Origin of the sequence: Olsenella profusa F0195, from assembly GCF_000468755.1 — a bacterium.
Lineage (GTDB): Bacteria > Actinomycetota > Coriobacteriia > Coriobacteriales > Atopobiaceae > Olsenella_F > Olsenella_F profusa.
Genome location: NZ_AWEZ01000020.1, coordinates 68,973 through 84,612 on the forward strand (window position 1 = coordinate 68,973; position 15,640 = coordinate 84,612).

20 protein-coding genes are annotated in these 15,640 nt (G+C 65.2%); 13 read left to right on the top strand and 7 right to left on the bottom strand.

Going from position 1 to position 15,640, the window contains the following annotated elements; translation table 11 throughout:
- Positions 1-435: 435 nt before the first annotated feature.
- The 6 genes from HMPREF1316_RS03135 to HMPREF1316_RS03155 form a co-directional block, all read right to left on the bottom strand.
- A complete protein-coding gene (locus tag HMPREF1316_RS03135; protein WP_040651070.1) occupies positions 436-975 on the bottom strand; it encodes a hypothetical protein in 540 nt (179 codons plus the stop codon).
- Positions 976-1,083: 108 nt separating this feature from the next.
- Positions 1,084-1,233, bottom strand: a complete 150-nt coding sequence (locus tag HMPREF1316_RS13985; RefSeq protein ID WP_021725479.1) for a hypothetical protein — start codon at positions 1,231-1,233, stop codon at positions 1,084-1,086.
- Between the two features lie 61 nt (positions 1,234-1,294).
- On the bottom strand, positions 1,295-1,570 hold the full coding sequence (locus HMPREF1316_RS03140) for a hypothetical protein (RefSeq protein WP_021725447.1): 276 nt from the start codon (positions 1,568-1,570) through the stop codon (positions 1,295-1,297).
- 2 nt (positions 1,571-1,572) lie between these two features.
- Complete coding sequence (locus tag HMPREF1316_RS13080; protein ID WP_021725444.1) at positions 1,573-1,917, bottom strand: DUF4176 domain-containing protein; 345 nt, start codon at positions 1,915-1,917, stop codon at positions 1,573-1,575.
- A gap of 8 nt (positions 1,918-1,925) precedes the next feature.
- Entirely contained in the window at positions 1,926-2,405 is a 480-nt protein-coding gene (locus tag HMPREF1316_RS03150) for a hypothetical protein (protein ID WP_021725420.1), read from the bottom strand.
- A 36-nt stretch (positions 2,406-2,441) separates the two neighbouring features.
- Complete coding sequence (locus HMPREF1316_RS03155; RefSeq protein ID WP_021725493.1) at positions 2,442-3,389, bottom strand: hypothetical protein; 948 nt, start codon at positions 3,387-3,389, stop codon at positions 2,442-2,444.
- Between the two features lie 879 nt (positions 3,390-4,268).
- Here HMPREF1316_RS03155 and HMPREF1316_RS03160 point away from each other — a divergent pair.
- The 6 genes from HMPREF1316_RS03160 (at position 4,269) to HMPREF1316_RS14620 (ending at position 8,706) form a co-directional block, all read left to right on the top strand.
- A complete protein-coding gene (locus HMPREF1316_RS03160) occupies positions 4,269-4,802 on the top strand; it encodes a hypothetical protein (RefSeq protein ID WP_021725400.1) in 534 nt (177 codons plus the stop codon).
- Between the two features lie 3 nt (positions 4,803-4,805).
- On the top strand, positions 4,806-5,288 hold the full coding sequence (locus tag HMPREF1316_RS03165; RefSeq protein WP_040651072.1) for a hypothetical protein: 483 nt from the start codon (positions 4,806-4,808) through the stop codon (positions 5,286-5,288).
- A 1,517-nt stretch (positions 5,289-6,805) separates the two neighbouring features.
- Entirely contained in the window at positions 6,806-6,943 is a 138-nt protein-coding gene (locus tag HMPREF1316_RS13990; protein WP_021725401.1) for a hypothetical protein, read from the top strand.
- Positions 6,931-7,509: a tyrosine-type recombinase/integrase gene (locus tag HMPREF1316_RS14825; protein ID WP_021725445.1), complete on the top strand. Its 579-nt coding sequence runs from the start codon at positions 6,931-6,933 to the stop codon at positions 7,507-7,509. The genes HMPREF1316_RS13990 and HMPREF1316_RS14825 overlap by 13 nt, the downstream gene beginning before the upstream one ends.
- Complete coding sequence (locus HMPREF1316_RS14830; protein ID WP_021725399.1) at positions 7,506-7,793, top strand: tyrosine-type recombinase/integrase; 288 nt, start codon at positions 7,506-7,508, stop codon at positions 7,791-7,793. The genes HMPREF1316_RS14825 and HMPREF1316_RS14830 overlap by 4 nt, the downstream gene beginning before the upstream one ends.
- A gap of 43 nt (positions 7,794-7,836) precedes the next feature.
- Entirely contained in the window at positions 7,837-8,706 is an 870-nt protein-coding gene (locus HMPREF1316_RS14620) for an ORF6N domain-containing protein (RefSeq protein ID WP_232204413.1), read from the top strand.
- A gap of 170 nt (positions 8,707-8,876) precedes the next feature.
- Here the strand turns inward: HMPREF1316_RS14620 and HMPREF1316_RS03185 are convergent, their stop codons facing one another.
- Positions 8,877-9,137, bottom strand: a complete 261-nt coding sequence (locus HMPREF1316_RS03185; RefSeq protein WP_021725431.1) for an antibiotic biosynthesis monooxygenase family protein — start codon at positions 9,135-9,137, stop codon at positions 8,877-8,879.
- A 519-nt stretch (positions 9,138-9,656) separates the two neighbouring features.
- Here HMPREF1316_RS03185 and HMPREF1316_RS03190 point away from each other — a divergent pair.
- From HMPREF1316_RS03190 to HMPREF1316_RS03220, 7 genes are all read left to right on the top strand, one after another.
- On the top strand, positions 9,657-10,007 hold the full coding sequence (locus HMPREF1316_RS03190) for a YraN family protein (protein ID WP_021725481.1): 351 nt from the start codon (positions 9,657-9,659) through the stop codon (positions 10,005-10,007).
- 155 nt (positions 10,008-10,162) lie between these two features.
- Entirely contained in the window at positions 10,163-10,876 is a 714-nt protein-coding gene (locus tag HMPREF1316_RS03195) for a lantibiotic protection ABC transporter ATP-binding protein (RefSeq protein ID WP_021725413.1), read from the top strand.
- On the top strand, positions 10,873-11,682 hold the full coding sequence (locus tag HMPREF1316_RS03200; RefSeq protein ID WP_021725382.1) for a lantibiotic immunity ABC transporter MutE/EpiE family permease subunit: 810 nt from the start codon (positions 10,873-10,875) through the stop codon (positions 11,680-11,682). Before HMPREF1316_RS03195 ends, HMPREF1316_RS03200 begins: the two co-directional genes overlap by 4 nt.
- A 77-nt stretch (positions 11,683-11,759) precedes the next feature.
- Positions 11,760-12,566: an ABC-2 family transporter permease gene (locus HMPREF1316_RS03205; RefSeq protein WP_156900978.1), complete on the top strand. Its 807-nt coding sequence runs from the start codon at positions 11,760-11,762 to the stop codon at positions 12,564-12,566.
- 12 nt (positions 12,567-12,578) lie between these two features.
- Complete coding sequence (locus HMPREF1316_RS03210; protein ID WP_021725410.1) at positions 12,579-13,001, top strand: hypothetical protein; 423 nt, start codon at positions 12,579-12,581, stop codon at positions 12,999-13,001.
- Between the two features lie 110 nt (positions 13,002-13,111).
- Positions 13,112-13,774, top strand: coding sequence for a response regulator transcription factor (locus HMPREF1316_RS03215; protein ID WP_021725464.1), 663 nt, complete (start codon positions 13,112-13,114; stop codon positions 13,772-13,774).
- 17 nt (positions 13,775-13,791) lie between these two features.
- On the top strand, positions 13,792-15,246 hold the full coding sequence (locus HMPREF1316_RS03220) for a sensor histidine kinase (protein WP_021725475.1): 1,455 nt from the start codon (positions 13,792-13,794) through the stop codon (positions 15,244-15,246).
- Positions 15,247-15,640: the final 394 nt, after the last annotated feature.

Sequence of the window (15,640 nt, forward strand, 5' to 3'; positions counted from 1 at the left end):
GACCGCCGTGGCAACGCTGTAACTCACTATAAAGGCCCCATACCGTAACACCATTTCATCATAGCAATAAACTATGGAACAGAAGGCGTACGAAAGAGGCCCTCGGAGCTGTCGCTCACATATGTATGAACAAAACGTGCGTCGATAGTCTTGGCTACAGCAATAAAAATCAACGAGAACACCACGACCAAAGAAAGCGTGGATGCCTATAGATAGTGACAATCCCACCTTCCCTACCTGCCCCACATGGAGACTCTCCTCAATCCTCAAGCCTATAGGGATCTCTGAACTCGACGAGCCTACTGTGGTTCAAGGCGAGTCATACCGCATCAGACACGTCCTCGTGCAGAGAAGTGCTCAGAGACGCTCCCCGGATGAGATACTGGAGCCGCTCAGAACCGATGCGTTTTTCGTTCAATTTCTGTTGACAAAACACTACTCTCGCGAAGTCGCCTCGGCAACCCACGCCCTAAGCGCAGGATCGGGCGCTTCACCCTTGCCGTTTCGATACTTGGCGCGCGACTCCCGTATCGCAGCACGAATCGACTGCACAAGATCGGGGTTGGCACCAACCGCACTGGTGGGCACGAAGAGCGTGCCAACAACGCCCTCGTCACGAAAGGCCCAGTTTATGCCGATGAAGTTATACAGCGCGGAACCATTGAGGCCACCATCCCTGAGGAAATAGATCCCATCGTCCCCACGCACGGGCTTGTCCTTGAGCGTGAGCCAGGGCACGTTGCGCGACGAGCCATCCGCCATCGACTCGGTGAAGCCATGCTCGCTCAGGGTCACACGGTAGGTGCAGGAGAGCTCGTTGAGCGGTGCGGCCGAGACATCGCGCGCGCCATGGTACCTGAGCCACTCGTCCACGACCGAGCGCCTGGTGGAGAGCATCACGGGTGGACGCCTCATACAGGCAATGCCGAGCACGACCAGGATCACATCGCCGACGAGGACGAGCCAGCGTCTCATCAGAGATCCCACGGAAGACCGAAGGAGATCCTTGAGTCCAGCACTATCCATATGTACGTCATAGCTCAGTGGTGTGACCATCCGTCCGTTCCCTTCTCTCAGTGCTCCCTACCGCTTGCCCTGGTCGCGCCGCCTCCTCTCGTCACGCCTTGCGCTTGCCGAGGCGGCCAGGCCAATCACCACGCCCAGGACGACTATGACGACCAACGTGATGACGACGATCAGGAGGATCATCAATGGAAGCTTTGACCAATCCATACGTACCTCCCCTCATCGGCAACCGAGCATACAAGCGAGCAGGCAGCCCCAACGCCCTTGTTCATACCAAGGCGACGTGGCTCCCGTCCACGAGCGCCCCCTTCCCAACGAGCACGCGCACGAGCTCATTGGGGTTGAGCTGCTGGCCCGCATACGGTGCATCGCAGTACATGAGGTCGACGTCATCGGACGCCTCATAGCGCGCGGACTCGCAACGGGCCACTATCTGCGACACGAGACGTGCGCTTTGCTCGACCGTGAGGTCAAGGGGAACGCGAAACTCATACCACGCACCAGTCGCGGGCAGTTTGACCTCAAGCAGCAGCTTGTCCTGCATGCCTACCCCTGCCCCTCGGAGCTGTCGCCCCCACCGTCATCCACCTCCGCACACGCATCCCGCTTGGCGGCGAGATAGTCCTCCTCGCCCGCCTTGAGCAGGGCGAACAGATGCTCGCTGTCGATGCTTTGGTAGCCAACATAGAGCACGGCATCGATCGAGTCCCGGTCGAACATCATGTCCTGTCCAGGCTTCACGAATCCCGTGGGATGGTCGAGGCCGAAGTAGTCCCACAGAAGGCCCGTCTCGACGTCCTGCTGCATATATCCCATGATCGTCACTGGGCTCTCGTGCCCGACGACATGAACGACGGAGCCGATCGGCAGCCACTGGTCAGTCGTTAGCATTGCGCCCCCTAGTCCTCCGCATCGTTGTAGTTCTTTGTCGCATCATCATACGAGCTCTGGTACTGCTGGGCACACCGGTCGAAGTAGGAGACGTTGTCTTGCGCCGTATGGAGCAGGTCCGTGGTCGAATCGATCTGCTCCTGCAGCCTGTCGATGACGGACTGTGCGGCCTTGATGGCATCCGTCACGTGCCCGGCGTTTGGCTGCGCGATCTTCTCCGCCGCGGAGTTGCAGCTGTCGCATTCCGTCCTGGCGGCAGCCTTCTTGCCTAGGCTGTTGAGCGCATCGATGACGTCTTGGTTGGACGGCTCCAGATCGTCGCACTTTGACTTCACGTCCTTGGCGATCTTCATCTGCTCGTTCAGTTTGTCCAGCTCCCCCTGGTAGCCAGAGGCCTTCTGCGACCACTGGGAGGAGTTGGTCTTGCACCAGTTGACCTTGCCTTGGTAGAGGTCCATCTGGTTGGACCAGTAACTCTTGCTTGCCATGCTGCCATCCTTTCTATGTGTGGGGAGAGGCGGGCATCAACTGGATGGGTTGCTCTCCCCCGGCCACGGGTACGCGTGGTCAAGGGCATGGAACAGGTCGCCGTCCTCGTAGAAGTCGACGGCCACGAACGCCGTGGGGTCTTCCCAGTCAGGAAAGTTATTGCACCAGTCCTCGGGGATGCCCTCGTGGGCGGCGTGGCAGCGAGCGTACATGGCACCGAGCTTTGGCACTATGACGCACCAGCGCATGTACACCGGTCCCCTACACACGTCTGGATCGTTCCACCCGTACTCCCTGCCCATCGTGCAGCCGCGCCTGTCGTCCACGTACACCTCGTACCGACGCCAGGTGATGGACCCGACCGCATGGGCCAGCTCGAGCATGGGCTCGATGTCGAGCCCATGCTCCGCACAGTAGCTCCTCACAAAGCGCCTGTCGTTCGTGTTGAGGGCACGGAACAAGGGGTCGGTGTCGTATTCCACGAACCTCTCATGCCACTCTCGCGTGGCTGCCTGGAAGGGGAATTTCCTCTCGTCGAACAGCTCGCGGAAGCTCTGGGGCCACCGGGAGCGGTCGTCCGGGAGGGGCTTCAGGTTGAAGATGCCCGGTGCCGCCTGCACGAGTCCCGTGGCACCGTCGTCACCCATGGTGACGCCCATCGTCCTGTCCTTGCCGGCACGCCCGTCCGTGATGGTGAGCCCGGGCCTCCTCAGGGGCGCCAAAGCCCTCTCCAGCTTGGGGTTGGGGTTTCCCTCGGCATCCACCCAGCCGGCGGGATGGAGGCGCCCAACCATGCTCTCCCTCCAAGGGCCCTGCCAGGACTTCTCCATGGAGGCGCTCGCGAGGTCCATCGAGCCCACGTTGCACGCAACGCCGCCGCTGTCACAGCCGTCAAACAGCACGAACAGGTCCTCCCGCGAGAGCGGGAGCCTCTCGAGCGGGAGCTCTGCGAGGTCTATCTGGTTTCTCTTCTTGAAGAGCATGGGAAGGCTTCCCCTCCTCTAGTTGTTGCATCTGAGAGCCGAGTATCGAATGCTCGCGGACATGGCAAAGCAGGCAGCGGGGCCGCTTGCGGAATGCCCGAAAGCATTCGGAATTCGGCTCTCAAGGCGCGGCGTCCCAACGAATAACGAGAGATCGAAGAACTACGGTTTAGCCCTTGACTTCATATAGCTGACCTTCCATGCTGCCTTATCCTGTCCGCTGAATGCGCGTCGCAGGGTTGTAAGACCCCAGCTCAAGCACTGATGGCACATCGGAGCCGAAGGCACTGACACGTGACGCGCCGTTACACATGAGCATCAGGAGCAGGGCTGCCATACTTGCCTCCACCCCTCTCCGTCAGTCGGCGCGTGCGGTGGTCGTGCCTAGCGCACAACTTCATATTTTTATGATAGTTCAAATATTCTTGATGTGTCTATATTGATTCTTCTCAAAATCCATATCAGCCCTCTAGAAGGGGAGGGCGGCGGCAGATGCATCCATGGGTGGAGGTTCCGCGCCGTGGTGGTGTCCGGAAGATGGATGATGGATGGAGCGCCCACCAGGCACCACCAATCAGGGCCACACACACCAGCGAGCGCCCCTACGAAACCCCTGCGCAAAAGGGGCCGGCATTGGAGGCCTGTACTCCTACGAGTTGACCATGGCCCGCCTCTGCATGGAACGCAGCTACCATCAATGACTTTGCTATTACGTTGATGGAATGGGGCAAAGAGTCCGCGCTCAGGGAGGGAAGTTACCATGTCAATAGGGATGGCCGTGGTGCCCGGGCTGATTTCAGGGGCCGCAGCCATCGTGCTGTATATGGGGATACGGAAGGCCGATAGCGCTTCGGGATTCGCCGAGAGCGAGGCGGTATCATGAGCTTCCCTGGCAGGAGGCGGCTTGTCGTTATAATCGCTGCGGCGTGCACCGTCATCGCCCTCGCGCTCCCCTTCCTCATAGGCTTCTCCCTAACCCCGGACGTTTCGGAGTCCTCCCTCAGCCAGGCGATAGACCGGGAGAACGCCCACAACAAGCAGCTGCTGACCCTACGACACAACATGCAGCCGACCCTCGACGAGTTCAAGGGCATCCTGTCGGGCATGCGCACGGCAAGCCCCCAGAACGTTGCCCTCTCGGTATACGAGCAGATTGGCCTGCAGAGCAGCGCCGAGCATGCCGTCGGCTCGTATCTGCACGTCAGCTCCTACATCGAGGATTGCGACGTGTCGGAAGACGGTGGCACCGTACGCGTCATGTATGAATGCGCGGCCATCACCGCAGACAGTGAGAAGGTGGTTATCGCGGATCGCACGCGGGCCACATGGGACATCGAGAAACGGGACTGCTCATGGACGGTCACATCCGCTCACGATGACAACCCAGCGCTCTCATTGGATGGGAGGCCATAGACAATGGGGTCTGTTACAGCCAAACGAGCGCTGCGGGCCGTTGCGGTGGCGCTGATCGCGATCGTCGTGGCGACGGGATTATACCTGTTGGCACACCTTGCCCTGCAGGATTCCCACAAACGGGAGTTTCAGCCCCTCATCGAGGACACACGCAGCCTGGTCAAGGGCAAGACCGTCCTCGACGAGAGCGACCCGAGGTGGGGAATCTACGGCTACAAGAGAACGGAACTGCCCGACGACGTGCGCGTGACGTGCCAAATCAATTACATCGAGGGGTACATCTGGGGTGACAGTGGCAAGGTGTACACTAGCGACTTCATAGAATGCTACAACCACGACGGTAACGTGGAGTATGGCTCGGGTGACGGCCTAGTCGAGTGGACGGTCCATCGCGACGCACAGGGAAGGTGGCAGATCGAGAACGTCCGCCACGTGGACATAGGGGCGAGCTGGCTGCTGTTCGGCATCCCATATATTTGGAGCTAGGGCCACATGCCACGACAGCGTTTCGAGAGCTGGTAATCGTATATGGAACAGCATTTCGGATGACATGGAGACGCCCTTGCCACGCGGCGTCTTGGGGATTCGCATGTGCACCGTACTCGCCGGAGATCACCCCACGAGAAACGAGAGCCTAGCGGTCTACAGGTGGTACTGGAACAGTGGGGTACGACATCGGTGAGCCACTTCTCAGATACTGTGAGCCCAAGGGCCGCAACTCACGGGATACGGCATCGCCGAGGCGAACCCTGCTCATTTATCGGTGCCCGTGATGCTCAGATCACGATGCGGTTCCGGCGCAGCCCCTATTGCACATCAATATCCTCTCCGCTGACCACAGTTGCAAACTCACCGTCATGCATTTTACGGTGTTCCATGACCGCTTTTTCGTTCTGGATGGGACGGAGACGGAGGGCTCCTTCGTCGACGCGTCATTCGAGGATACTGACAAAAGAAGCTTCGCCGTCACCCGCATCGAGGATGCGGCTATGGTCGACGTAATCGTCCAACACCATGAGCTCCCTGCCAGTCCTGGAAAGCGCCCTTGTCTTTGTCGTGATTCCCTTCGTCTATGCTGCCTATTTGGTGGCGTGCGGGGGCACGTCCGAGGCATGAGCAAATGGCGAAGCGCCGCGCGTCCGACCCTCACCTGAAGCCTAGACATAGGCGTTTCATGGCCCCCTGGAGCGTTTTGGCCCCAAGTGCGTGATGACCCCTGCCAATTTCGAAGGAGATCGAAGACACAATCGGCCGGCCATGTACCATCTGTCCCACGTCGCAAGCATCAGGCGAGGAAATTGGCAGCGAGCGGGCCTTCTTCCACCGCGGAACCGGCGGGTCATCACGCACTTGGGGCCAAAACGCTCCCGTGGCCGCCGGGATGGGCGCGCCAACCCGGTAGCGTGGTTACCCATTGTTATACCGACGGCAGCGACGCCGCCGATCATGACCACCCGCACAGCGGGTGACTTTCTGATGCCGCACCACGCACAGCACAGGCTAAGGCCTCGAAAACCCTGGTCCGCCTAATAGGCCAGGAATTGCAACTACATGGTCGCGGGGGCTGGATTTGAACCTACGACCTCCGGAACATAAGCGATTCAAGCTGGAGGTTCCGTAAATTCTCCCTCGTCTACCTCGTCTGGATGCACGGCGCTGAGCAGGCGTTTTGTGTTTTTTCGCGTCTCCAACGGTCTGTAGGATTCTGCTTCTTCTGCATCTCCAACCTCGTTTTGGCGGTCACTTGGCGGTCAGAAACGGCTGTCGAAAACCGAGCGGAAGGAAGATGCAGAGCCTTACCTACACCAGCCGTGGCCTGAGGAGACGGAGAAACAGCGACCGATGGGAGGCGGTCCTCTCGCACACCGACCCCGTGACGGGCGAGGTCGTGAGGACGTTCCATACGGTCGAGGGGAAAACGCGCCGGCAGGCGGAGCGTGCACGCGACGCGCTCATCCTTGAGCTCGAGCGCAAGGGAGGTGCCGTCGGCTCCTCGATGAGTCGTGCGCGAGTTCATGGAGCAGTTCCTCGCCTACAAGGAGGGCTCGGGCACCATCGAGCCCTCGACGGTGCGCGGATACCGCGCCGAGGCACGCCAGATTGACTCCTGGAGGACGTGTCGGGTTGGATGCGAGACATGAGCGCGGACGGCTACGCGCCCAAGAGCTGCTCTAAGGCATTCCGCCTGCTGAAACAGGCGCTTAAGTGGGCCGTTGCGCAGGACCTCATAGCGAAGAACCCCTGCGACTTCTGCAAGCCGCCCAAGCGCGTGAAGACGCCCATCAACGCCCTCTCGCGCGAGGAGCGCACGCGGATGCTGCGCCTCGCCATGCAGGCGGAGCCGCAGCCCTTGGGCTTCGCGGTGGAGATAGCCCTCACCACAGGCATGAGGCGCGGCGAGGTCTGCGCTCTCAGGTGGTCGGACCTCTCCGATGACGGCACCATAACCGTCAGCCACACCCTAGGGAACGGCCCCGGCGGCTTCTACCTGAAGGAGCCCAAGACCGGGAGCTCCGCCCGGACGATTCCCCTCACCAAGCACCTGGACACGATGCTCTCCGCCAGGCGCCGCGATGCGGAGCGCGTGGCGCGCCAGATGGGCGTGTCGCTGGGAGATATCCCTACATCCTGGGCACGCAGGAGGAGAAGAGCCGGCCCTACAACCCCACGCAGCTCGGCAAGGACTTCGCCGCCTTCTGCAAGATGAACGGCTTCAAGTGCACCTTTCGCGACCTCAGGCACACCTTCGCCACCATGATGATCGCGAACGGCTGCGACGTGAGGACCGTGGCGAGTTACCTGGGACACGCGAGCGTGAGCATGACGCTGGACATCTACGCCGACGTTGACCCCGACGCCAAGCGCGCCGCCGTGGACAATCTGGCGCCTCATGCGCTGACTCTTCCGCGCCGTCTCGCGGTGGATGTGAGCACGCGCTTGATAAAATTGCATCGACGGTTCGTGCAGAAAGGCTACGGCTATGCCCGATAAAGAACCTGCCAAGACAGAGACCTCAATTGCTCTCTCAGACGACATGCAAATCAGGAACATGATCTACACCGTGCGAGGCCAGCAGGTCATACTCGACAGCGACCTCGCCGAACTGTATGGTGTTGAGACGAGGGCGATCAATCAGGCGGTCACGAGAAACCCTGGCCGCTTTCCAGAGCGCTTCTGCTTCAAGCTCACAAGCGAGGAATCGGAAATCTTGAAATCACAATCTGTGATTTCAAGATCGGAAAGCTGGGGCGGCAGGCGAAAGCCTCCGCGCGTCTTCACCGAGCAGGGCGTGTCGATGCTCTCCGCCGTGCTGCGCAGCAGCACGGCCATCGACGTGAGCGTGCGCATCATGGACGCCTTCGTCGAGATGCGACACTTCATCGCGGACAATGCCCGCATGTTCGAGCAGATCCGCACGGTTGAGCTCAGGCAGCTGGAATACCAGAAAGCCACCGACGAGCGCTTCGAGCGCGTCTTCGACTACATGGAGGCCCACAAGGCGCCGAGCCAGAGGGTCTTCTTCGAGGGCCAGGTCTACGACGCGTTCGAGCTCCTGGTCTCGCTCGTGCAGAGGGCAAGGCGCGGGATCGTCCTAGTCGACGGCTACGTGAACACGGGGACGCTCAACATCCTCGCCAAGAAGCAGCCAGGCGTCTCCGTCACCGTGTGGACGCATCCCAAGACCAACCTCACAGAGCGCGACATTGCGACCTTCAACGCGCAGTACCCGACGCTCACGATCAAGCACACGACCTCGTTCCACGACCGCTTCCTCATCCTGGACGGTACCGAAGGCTACCTGATTGGAGCGTCGCTGAAGGACGCCGGCAAGAAGAGCTTCGCCATTGCCAGACTTGAGGATCCAAACATCGTCGAATCGATCGTCTCCACGCTCGGCGAGTAGGAGAACGGAGCATCTAGCTGCTAAGGTCGCAATTTGTGACCTTAGCGCGATGAAGTTGAGCAGCAACGATAATGGCAGCCTTGCGCATGGCACCTTACGACCATGCCAACGTCTTGCAGATCAGGTAGGGGGCGCGCCAACTAATGGCGCGCCCCCCTACCTGATTCAGGTCACTCCCTCGCGAACCCCGCATCGCCTGCTGGCGGGTCCACCGCGACGAAGCGCTGCGCACTCATAGGCAGGTCGTACTTGCCGCGCAGCTCAGCGATCGTCCCCATCATGGGCGAGGCATGGTGGACGTCGAGCGCACGCTGGTTGCGCCAGGCGTCGACGGGCAGCACCGTCTCAGGGTCATCGAGCGGGGCGAAGCGCTCGTAGCCCAGGTTGCCCTCTTCGACCCGAATGACGGCAACCGCGCCGGACGAGGCCATCTCCTCGGCGAGGGCGCGCGGTGCCGGCGCAGCGGATGCGCACGGCTATGCCCACGGCCTCGCTTCCCTGCGCGTCGTCGCCTCCCATGCGCGATTGTGCCCTCGGCCTTGATGCCGTCCCCCTGCGGATGTCGCCCCATCCACACCTGCATTTGGAGGCACCAGCCCTCCTCGTCGCTCAAGCAAAGAGCGCAAGCCTGCCTCCCGGGCGCGTTCTCCCCGAATCCTATCTATCGCTGGGCTGGCAACTGCCCTGCAATCCCTCATCAACGTCTCCAGAAGCCCTCCTGTCGGCCGTAGACCGCCCTGCGCTTCTTCCTTGGACAACCCCACGCTCGCACCGAACTCCTCATGGCTGCAAGGGTCGCGAAAACTTCTCCTCCGGCACATCCACGACGACGGGTGGAAAACTCGGGGCCCTCCGGGTTCCGCTTCCTCCCGTGCACCCTCCGAGAACCGGCGCGGCGGCGTCACAAGGCTCGCCACAAGGGCGGGCCGCAACCAAAAGGAGGTCAAGTCATGGAGACGACGATCAAGAGGGCTAAGCAGGACGTCAGGCGCTACCTGGAGCTCAAGGGCTACGAGATCCTCGAAGACGGGTGGTGCCACGGCGGGGACTCCGTCGACTTCATTGCCACCGACGAGGACGACCTGGTCTTCATCAGCTGCCAGCTCCGCCGGAACAGCGGCGAGGGATTTCCCAAGGAGGTCATCGACCGCGACTCCCTCGAGCGTCTGGCGGCGGCCTACCTCGCTGAACACCTCGACTCCGGCGATTGCACGGTCAGGTTCGATGCCGTGAGCATGCTGGTCCTCGGCAACGACCGGGCCTTTCTCCGGCACCAACGCAACGCGCTTTGCGAGCTCTGAAGGCCCGCAGGGCCGGGTGCTTCGGCTCCCGGCCCCTTCCGCTGGGCGCGGCCTGGGCTTTTCGCAGCCGCTTCGAACGGCCTTTAGCGTTCCTTTAGAAAGCCCGCCCAGACTGGGAGATGGAAGGTCGGACGGCAGAGAAGGAAGGAGACGACATGACGAGATGCGTTCTGGAGACGCGCGGGCTCGTGAAGCGCTTCGGGCGGGGAGGCGGCGCGCAGACGGCGGTGGACCACGTGTCCCTGCACGTGGAGGAGGGGAAGGTCTACGGGCTGCTCGGGCCCAACGGCGCGGGCAAGTCGACCACGCTCAAGATGGTCACGGGCATGCTGCGTCCCACGGAGGGGCAGATGCTCTTCGAGGGGCGCCCCTGGGAGCGGGACGACCTCTACCGCATCGGCTCGCTTATCGAGCAGGCGCCGCTCTACCCCAACCTCAGCGCCCGAGAGAACCTGCGCGTGCGCACGACGCTGTTGGGTCTGCCGGAGCAGCGCATCGACGAGGTGCTCGAGACGGTGGGGCTCTCGGACACGGGCGCGAAGCGCGCCGGGAGGTTCTCGATGGGCATGAAGCAGCGCCTGGGCATAGCGCTCGCGCTGCTGGCGAGCCCGCGCCTGCTCATCCTGGATGAGCCGACCAACGGGCTCGACCCCATCGGCATCGAGGAGCTGCGCGGCCTCATCCGGAGCTTCCCCGAGCGGGGCATCACGGTGTTGCTGTCGAGCCATATCCTGGGAGAAGTGCGGCACACAGCCGACGCCGTGGGCATCATCGTGGGCGGCAGGCTCGCCCACGAGGGCGCGCTGCGCGCGGGCGACGACCTCGAGGCGCTCTTCATGGACGTGTGCCGAAGGGAGGGAGGGCGATGAGAGGCGAATGCCTTGGAAGAAGCGCCCACAACGGTGGTAGCACCCGCGCCTCGCTCGCGCGCGCCCTGCGCTCGGAGGCCCTGAAGTCGAGGCATGCCGCGCCGGTGCGCCTGGCCGCCTCCCTGGCCCTGCCCTTCCCGCTGCTGGCGGCCTTCATCGCCCTGCGCATGCCGCAGCTGGGCCTGCAGTACGCGCCGTGGAACTACTGGTACGCGCTGCTGATGCCGGTCTCGATAGCGCTCGTGGCCGCCACGGTGGCCAACGCCGACGCGCGCCTGGGTAACCGCGCCCTGCTCTCTGTCGGCGTGCCGCTGCCCCTGGCATGGGGCGCGAAGGTCGCCTGGTGCCTGGCGCTCTCGCTGCTGTCGAACCTCGTCGTCCCCGCCGTGTACGCCGCGACGTCGCTCGCGGTGCCGCAGGGCGCGGCGAGCATGCCGGCGATGCTGGCCGCGGCGTTCGCGCTGACCGCCACGAGCTCGTGGATGGTCCCGGCGACGCTCTTCCTCACGATGCGCGCCGGGATGCTCGCGGGCGTCTTCGTCCCGCTGGCCGTGCAGCTGGCTCTGGGCTTCGGCTGGTCGGCCGTGCCGTTCTGGCCCGCCTGCCCGCCCACGGCCACCATGGTGCTGCCGACGGCGTTCCTGCCGGTCCTGCCGAGCGGCGAGCCCGCCAGCGCCGGCATGGCCTTGGTGGAATCGTTGTCCCAGGCAGATGTTGCGCTCGCGCTCGCCGTCTCCTGCGCGCTCACTGCCGCGCTCACGGCTGCCGGCGCGCTGTGGATCGCCAGATCGGAGGAGCTGCGATGACGAGGGTGACGACGAATCATGAAAATGGGGGCCATGGCGCGGGCGGAGGCGGGGCCTCGCGCGCATCGGCGCCGTGCATGACGCTCCCGCGCGCTCTGCGTGCCGAGGTGCTACGCCTTCGCCGCTCGCCCCTCGTGCCGCTGCACCTGGCGTGCTCCCTGGCGGCGGGCGCGGCGTGCGGGGCGTACTTCGCCCTCGCCCCCTGGGACGCGTCCATGGGGACGGACGCCTTCGCGCAGCTGCTCGGCTCCCTGATGCCGCTCATGGCGGGCATCGTCTGCGGGCTGGACGCGGACGGGGAGGGAGAGGCCACGGGCCTCTCGGGCCTGCTTGCCGTCCCGTCGAGGCGGGTGGCGCTCGCCGCGAGGCTCCTCGCGCTCTGGCTGATGGGGGCGGCGGCCCTTGCGCTCGCCCTGGCCGTGTTCGCCGCCCCCCTCGCGCTTGCCGGGCGCCAGGCATTGGGGCCAGCCGCCTGGGCGGGCGCGGCCCTCGGACTCGCCTGCGGGAGCGTCCCGCTCTACCTCGTCCTCTACGCCGTGGCGCTCGCTTGGGGCCGCAACGCGACGATTGCCGCGGGAGCTGCGGGCCTCATGCTCGCGTTCTTCTCGCTGGGCGGACTCGCGCACGGACTCATGACCGGCGAGCTCACCGCCGCCGGCGCGAACGCGCTCTCGTACCTGCCCACCAGCTGGGCGGCGCTCCTGGGTTCGCTGCCCGTCGAGCTCGCCATCGCGGGCGGCCCTGCGGGCTCCGCGGGCGCCGCGGCCCACGTCGCCTCCGCGATCGGGCCTGCCGCAGGCCTGTGCGCCACCGCGACCGTCCTGCTCGCAGGCGGGGTGGCGGCGTGGATCTCCCGCTTCGAGCCCACCTTGCGTGGGGAATGAGGAGGCACTGACATGATGGAGAGAATACGCAAGAGCGGGCGCGCCTTCCTCGCGCTGGCCGCCGCGATCGCGCTTGCCGTCACGGTCCTTGCGGGGTGCGCCGGCTGCGCTGGCGCGGGGCCGGTGGCCAAGAGCGTGGCCGACAGGCTGCTGCCGACCCCGCAGCGCACGGTCTGGGCCCGCTGCCCGGCTCCGGGCACCCACGCGAACTCGTACCGGGACGCGTCCGGCTCGTACACGAACTACGTCTACGACGTGGAGGCGGCCGACGGGGACGGCACGCGCCTCACCGTGACCATCATCCTCTTCGGGCGAGAGGCCTCCGGGGAGGGATGGCTCGAGATCGACGCCAGGGGGACCTCCGGCGTGCATTACCAGAGCGTCGCGGAGGACGAGGTCCCGCAGGCCGCCCGCGACGCCCTGGGTGACGGGTGAGTCCTCGGCGAGCGGCGCCTGCCCGCGAGCCTGGTGTATCATGACAAGATTGGCTGACATGGCAAAGCCCCCGCAGGGACCCTGCGGGGCGCACGGGGAGGTGAGCGCGCGTGGCGCGGGTTCTCGCAATCGACGATGACGGGGCGATCACCGACCTGCTCTCCCGCGCGCTCGTTCGCGACGGCCACGTCGTCGACGTCGCGAACGACCCCGCATCCGTCCTCGGCCTCGACCTGCCCCGCTACGACCTCGTCCTGTGCGACGTGATGATGCCCGGCATGGACGGCTTCGAGCTGGTCGGGCGCATCCGCGATCGCGTGGACGCCCCCATACTGTTCCTCACCGCGAAGGTGGCCGAGGAGGACGCCGTGCGCGGCCTGTCCCTAGGTGCCGACGACTACCTCCGCAAGCCGTTCGGCATCGCGGAGCTGCGCGCGAAGGTTGCCGCGCACCTGCGCCGCGAGGGTCGGGTGCGCACGCATGCGCTCGCCCTGGGCGACGTGCGCATCGACCTCGGCGCGCGCGAGCTCTCCGTGAGCGGCGCACCCGTCTCGCTCACCCCCACCGAGTACGCCGTCTGCGAGTGCCTGGCCCGCCATCGGGGGCAGGTGCTCTCCCGCGCGCAGATCCACGACGAGGCCCTCGGGTGGGCCTCGGACGCGGGCGACGACGCCGTTTCCATGCACGTGAGCAACGCCCGAGCCAAGCTCCGCCGCGCAGGCGTGGATCCCATCGAGACGGCGCGAGGGATGGGGTACAGGTGGCGGCCGTAGGAGCCGCGCGCCGGCGCATGCGCGTCCCCCTGGCCCTGGTGGTGGCCCGCTACTTCCTGTACGTGCTCGTCGGCGCGCTCCTCGCCGTGGGCATCCCCGCCGGCGCCTTCGCCTGGCAGATGGGCTCCGGCGCCGTCCTGCCCGCGAACTTTGGCGAGGCCCGTCTGGACGAGGTCGAGGAGGCCCTCGCCGGCCAGGCCTCCTTCGACGCCGACGCCATCCCCTCGGCGTACCGCTACGCGCGCTTCGGGGCGGATGGAGCGCTCCTGTCGTCCGACATGCCCGGGGCGCAGCTCGCAGCTGCGCGGGACGTTGCGGTTCCGCCCGACGGGGACGCCCCTCGCATCGTCGAGGCCGCCTCGTCGTCCTTCTACTCCGCCGTGAGTCTGACCGACGGCGGGCGCTGCGTGCTCTCCTACGAGATAGTCCCCCAGTGGGCCGACAAGGGGACTCGCGACGCCCTGCCGAACCCCCAGGACCTGCTCGTCTGGGGCATGCTGGCCGCGCTGGTCCTCGTCGTCGCCCTCGTCGCCCTGCGCGCCGGGCGCGTGATCACGCGCAAGATGGGTCCCCTGACGTCTGCGGCGGAGGCCGTCGGCAGGCAGGACCTGGACACGCCCGTGGGGGGCAGCGACGTGGCCGAGGTCGACGACGTGCTGCGCGCGATGGAGGCGATGCGCCTCTCGCTCAAGGAGTCACTGGAGGCGCGGCGGGCGGCCGAGCGGCGAAGCCGCGAGCAGGTCGCCGCGCTCGCGCACGACCTCAAGACGCCGCTCACGGTGGCGCTCGGCAACGCCGAGCTGCTCGCCGAGGACGCCGCCTCGGGCGCGCTCGGCGCGGACCAGGCCGCATGCGCCCGGGCGGTGCGGGAGGCGGCGCTCTCCATGGACTCCTTCGTGGGCAGGATCGTCGAGGCCTCCCGCGGGCAGGCGGAGGGGACGAGCCTCGCGCCCGTGGACCCTGCAGCCCTCGCCGATGGGCTGGAGGGCGCGGTGGGAAGGCTCATCGCGGCGCACGGGCTCGTCCTCGAGTCCTCGCGCACCCCCGCGTTCGAGGACGCGTGCAGCGCGGCCTGCGCGGAGGGGGCGCTGCCCCTCTGGGACGCGGACGCCCTCGGACGCGCCGTGCTCAACCTGGCGGGAAACGCCTGCAACCATGCGCGCGGGGACCGGGTGTCGCTCTCGTTCTCCTATGATGCCGGCGCGCGGGCCCTCTCCATCGCCGTCGAAGACGACGGCCCCGGCTTCTCGCCCGGGGCCCTCGCCCACGGGACCGAGCGCTTCTTCCGGGGCGACGCGGCGCGCTCGAACGCCGACGGCGAGCACTTCGGGCTGGGGCTCGCGATCGCGTCGGACGTAGCCGAGGCGCATGGCGGCAGGCTCGAGCTCTCCAACCGCGCGGACGATGAGGGGAACGTGCTTGGGGCTCGGGCTTGCATCGTGCTGCCGTTGTTGGTCGCGCAGGCTCGGTGACCTCCCAGGCCCGGCGAGGTTTCCCACAAGAACCGGACGCCCTTCCGTTTTGTCGAATCCTCGTGTCTGTCTCACGGCGGTTGCATCCACCCGCCTCCCAAAGGGGGCTTCCGGCCCATGCCCCGGCTCCCTGGCGGGCTGTTTAGCATCGGCCAGGGCGTGCAGTCTGCCTGCGGAGATCGTGTCGAGAATGTTGGTGTAAGCGGAAGTGGCAAGGTGGCATGAGGAAACGGCCGCCGTCCTAGAATCCGAGATGACCACAAGTCGGATTCGGGGAAGGGACGACGACCGCGATGGAAATCATATCAGAGCAGGCCCTGGCGGCCCTGCGCATGCCGCGCTTCGAGGACGGCACGACCGACATGCAGGAGCTGATGCGCCAGCTGGCGGAGGG

What these genes read in the sequence shown, in the direction of transcription:
- HMPREF1316_RS03135 (WP_040651070.1), bottom strand. Translation starts at nt 975, where the DNA reads ATGAGACGCTGGCTCGTCCTCGTCGGCGATGTGATCCTGGTCGTGCTC.
- HMPREF1316_RS13985 (WP_021725479.1), bottom strand. Translation starts at nt 1,233, where the DNA reads ATGGATTGGTCAAAGCTTCCATTGATGATCCTCCTGATCGTCGTCATC.
- HMPREF1316_RS03140 (WP_021725447.1), bottom strand. Translation starts at nt 1,570, where the DNA reads ATGCAGGACAAGCTGCTGCTTGAGGTCAAACTGCCCGCGACTGGTGCG.
- HMPREF1316_RS13080 (WP_021725444.1), bottom strand. Translation starts at nt 1,917, where the DNA reads ATGCTAACGACTGACCAGTGGCTGCCGATCGGCTCCGTCGTTCATGTC.
- HMPREF1316_RS03150 (WP_021725420.1), bottom strand. Translation starts at nt 2,405, where the DNA reads ATGGCAAGCAAGAGTTACTGGTCCAACCAGATGGACCTCTACCAAGGC.
- HMPREF1316_RS03155 (WP_021725493.1), bottom strand. Translation starts at nt 3,389, where the DNA reads ATGCTCTTCAAGAAGAGAAACCAGATAGACCTCGCAGAGCTCCCGCTC.
- HMPREF1316_RS03160 (WP_021725400.1), top strand. Translation starts at nt 4,269, where the DNA reads ATGAGCTTCCCTGGCAGGAGGCGGCTTGTCGTTATAATCGCTGCGGCG.
- HMPREF1316_RS03165 (WP_040651072.1), top strand. Translation starts at nt 4,806, where the DNA reads ATGGGGTCTGTTACAGCCAAACGAGCGCTGCGGGCCGTTGCGGTGGCG.
- HMPREF1316_RS14825 (WP_021725445.1), top strand. Translation starts at nt 6,931, where the DNA reads ATGCGAGACATGAGCGCGGACGGCTACGCGCCCAAGAGCTGCTCTAAG.
- HMPREF1316_RS14830 (WP_021725399.1), top strand. Translation starts at nt 7,506, where the DNA reads ATGAACGGCTTCAAGTGCACCTTTCGCGACCTCAGGCACACCTTCGCC.
- HMPREF1316_RS14620 (WP_232204413.1), top strand. Translation starts at nt 7,837, where the DNA reads ATGCAAATCAGGAACATGATCTACACCGTGCGAGGCCAGCAGGTCATA.
- HMPREF1316_RS03185 (WP_021725431.1), bottom strand. Translation starts at nt 9,137, where the DNA reads ATGGCCTCGTCCGGCGCGGTTGCCGTCATTCGGGTCGAAGAGGGCAAC.
- HMPREF1316_RS03190 (WP_021725481.1), top strand. Translation starts at nt 9,657, where the DNA reads ATGGAGACGACGATCAAGAGGGCTAAGCAGGACGTCAGGCGCTACCTG.
- HMPREF1316_RS03195 (WP_021725413.1), top strand. Translation starts at nt 10,163, where the DNA reads ATGACGAGATGCGTTCTGGAGACGCGCGGGCTCGTGAAGCGCTTCGGG.
- HMPREF1316_RS03200 (WP_021725382.1), top strand. Translation starts at nt 10,873, where the DNA reads ATGAGAGGCGAATGCCTTGGAAGAAGCGCCCACAACGGTGGTAGCACC.
- HMPREF1316_RS03205 (WP_156900978.1), top strand. Translation starts at nt 11,760, where the DNA reads ATGACGCTCCCGCGCGCTCTGCGTGCCGAGGTGCTACGCCTTCGCCGC.
- HMPREF1316_RS03210 (WP_021725410.1), top strand. Translation starts at nt 12,579, where the DNA reads ATGATGGAGAGAATACGCAAGAGCGGGCGCGCCTTCCTCGCGCTGGCC.
- HMPREF1316_RS03220 (WP_021725475.1), top strand. Translation starts at nt 13,792, where the DNA reads ATGCGCGTCCCCCTGGCCCTGGTGGTGGCCCGCTACTTCCTGTACGTG.